Raw genomic sequence first — 2,610 nt, forward strand, 5'->3', positions numbered from 1 at the left:
TTATATCTATAGCATAATTGCTAACGGTATAGATTATAATATTAGTGAGGTTGTTTTTGTTTTACTGGCTGTGTATTTTAGTATAAGAGTTTGGTGTGATACATTTGCTATGTTACTTCAAAGTATGAACCAATTAAAAATTCTTTGGCTCATAGTTCCGTGTCAGGCATTAATTGGTGGTGTGACTCAATGGTATTTTGCAGAGCATTATGGAATAGTTGGTATTTTATACGGACTAATTTTATCGTTCTCGCTAACTGTTTTTTGGGGATTGCCAGTGTATTATATGTATAAGAGTAAAAGGCTAGCATAATATGAAGGTATCATTTTGTATCCCAACGTATAATCGAGTAAAATTCATTGAAGACCTTCTTGAAAGTATTAATAATCAATCTTCTCACTCCTTAATTGTAGAAGTATGTATTTCAGATAATGCATCAACTGATGGAACTGAAGAATCAATAAATATCTGGAGAGATAGATTTAATTTTCCAATTTTATATCAAAGGCATAACGAAAATATTGGGCCAGATAGGAATTATTTATCTGCAGTTAATATGGGGACTGGAGATTATTGTTGGATTTTCGGAAGTGATGATATTCTTACAAAAAATTCCCTTGCATTGATGGAAGATAAATTGGCTGCCGGAAGTGACATTTATTTATGTGACAGACGAGAATTAGATATTTCAATGACGAAAATATCTAATCCACATCGGCGATGGTTAAATGGTGGCAGTAGATTATTTTCTTTTAGCAATGAAGCTGATTTGATAGAGTACTTTAGTAAATGTAACTCAGTCGGCGGACTTTTTAGCTACTTAAGCTCTATTATAGTGAAAAGGAATAAATGGTCTGACATCTTATTTGACGAGTCATACATTGGTACAGCTTATGCGCATGTATATATTTTATTAAGAATAATTAACAATATGAATTCGACCCTGCAGTACATATCACTGCCACTGGTTGATTGCAGAGGAGGTAACGATACATTCGAAAGTAATGGGAAGGCTCGTCGAATAAAAATTGATTTCATCGGTTATTTAAAACTGAGGGAGGATTTTTATAATAACAATACAAAAATATATATCTCATTTGGACGGGTTCTTACAAAAGAGCGTCCTTGGTTTTATACTTCTTTAGCTATGGCATGTTATGGTGATTCTACCGATAGAGCTGAACTTGCATCATTTTATAAGAAGTTGGGATATCCGAAAATAGCCACCAATTTAATATTTTGTCTTAAAGGGCTGGCTAGCTACACTAAAAAAATAAAATTAGCAAAAATGGTAATAAAAAAAATATTTTCATAGTATCAACATCAATACAAATCGAGTTTATAGTGTAAAAAATGCTTATGCTATTATTGTCGTGACTATTTAGCGTATAGTTTATACGTGTTTTGTAGGATGATTTATTTGCAATTTCCTTAATTAGAACCTTTAAATACTCTTGCTTTTCCGGATACAGTAACAGATGCTATATATGTATCTATAATATGTATGGCCGGGGTTGTTTTTGACTATTTATCAATTTCAAAATTAAGACTTGTGGCAATTAGAGCTTGTCGGAAACCCTACTTTTCTTTCTTTTGCTCACTATGCTCTTGCATATCTTAGTGTTTACCATAGAGTGAGTATATTATGACAGATGCTATTTTTTGTGGCATTTTTACTTGGTATAATATTTGGCTTAGTATTATGAACTGATTTTAATGGTGATTTTATAATAATTACAAGGCTTGCTTATATTTATTTGGATATGATTCCTTATTCATTTTTAATTATGATCCGTGGTTCATTTTAATGAAAATGTTTCCTAATAACTATTGGTCGTCCTTGTGATAATCGCTATACAAGCATGAATGGAAAAACGGAGAGCTATTCAATGATCGTTAACCTATCACGTTTAGGTAAAAGCGGTACGGGGATGTGGCAATACTCGATTAAATTTTTAACGGCTCTGCGAGAAATAGCTGATGTTGACGCAATAATCTGTAGCAAGGCACACGCTGATTATTTTGAAAAGCTCGGTTATGCAGTAGTTACTGTTCCGAATATTGTTAGCAACACATCAAAAACATCGCGACTTAGACCATTAGTATGGTATGTATATAGTTACTGGCTTGCGCTGAGGGTTTTAATTAAGTTTGGTAATAAAAAATTGGTGTGTACTACGCATCACACTATTCCCTTACTGAGAAACCAAACGATAACCATACATGATATAAGACCTTTTTATTATCCAGATAGTCTTATTCAGAAAGTGTATTTTCGCTTTTTATTAAAAATGTCTGTTAAGCGATGTAAGCATGTTTTAACGGTATCTTATACCGTTAAAGATAGCATTGCTAAAACTTATAATGTAGATAGTGAGAAAATATCAGTAATTTATAACAGCGTTAGTAAATCTGATTTTATACAAAAAAAAGAAAAAGAGAATTACTTTTTAGCTGTTGGAGCAAGTTGGCCACATAAAAATATTCATTCATTCATAAAAAATAAAAAAGTTTGGTCTGACTCTTATAATTTAATTATTGTATGTGGTCGTACCGACTATGCAATGTCTCTCCAACAAATGGTCGTTGATCTGAAACTAACAGATAAA

General features: G+C 32.1%; 2 protein-coding genes and 1 pseudogene. All 3 read left to right on the forward strand.

Annotation, left to right across the window (positions count from 1 at the left end; genetic code table 11):
- A pseudogene (locus J4685_RS22335) lies at positions 1-313 on the forward strand (transporter); the annotation flags it as partial.
- Between the two features lies 1 nt (position 314).
- Entirely contained in the window at positions 315-1,316 is a 1,002-nt protein-coding gene (locus J4685_RS22340; RefSeq protein WP_011233007.1) for a glycosyltransferase family 2 protein, read from the forward strand.
- Between the two features lie 574 nt (positions 1,317-1,890).
- Positions 1,891-2,610, forward strand: a 720-nt coding sequence (locus J4685_RS22345) for a glycosyltransferase (protein ID WP_100658854.1), incomplete at its 3' end; no start/stop codon positions are given.

The sequence above is a fragment of the Salmonella sp. 32100201201700099SM genome, assembly GCF_017572645.1.
In the GTDB taxonomy this organism is placed as follows: Bacteria; Pseudomonadota; Gammaproteobacteria; order Enterobacterales; family Enterobacteriaceae; genus Salmonella; species Salmonella enterica.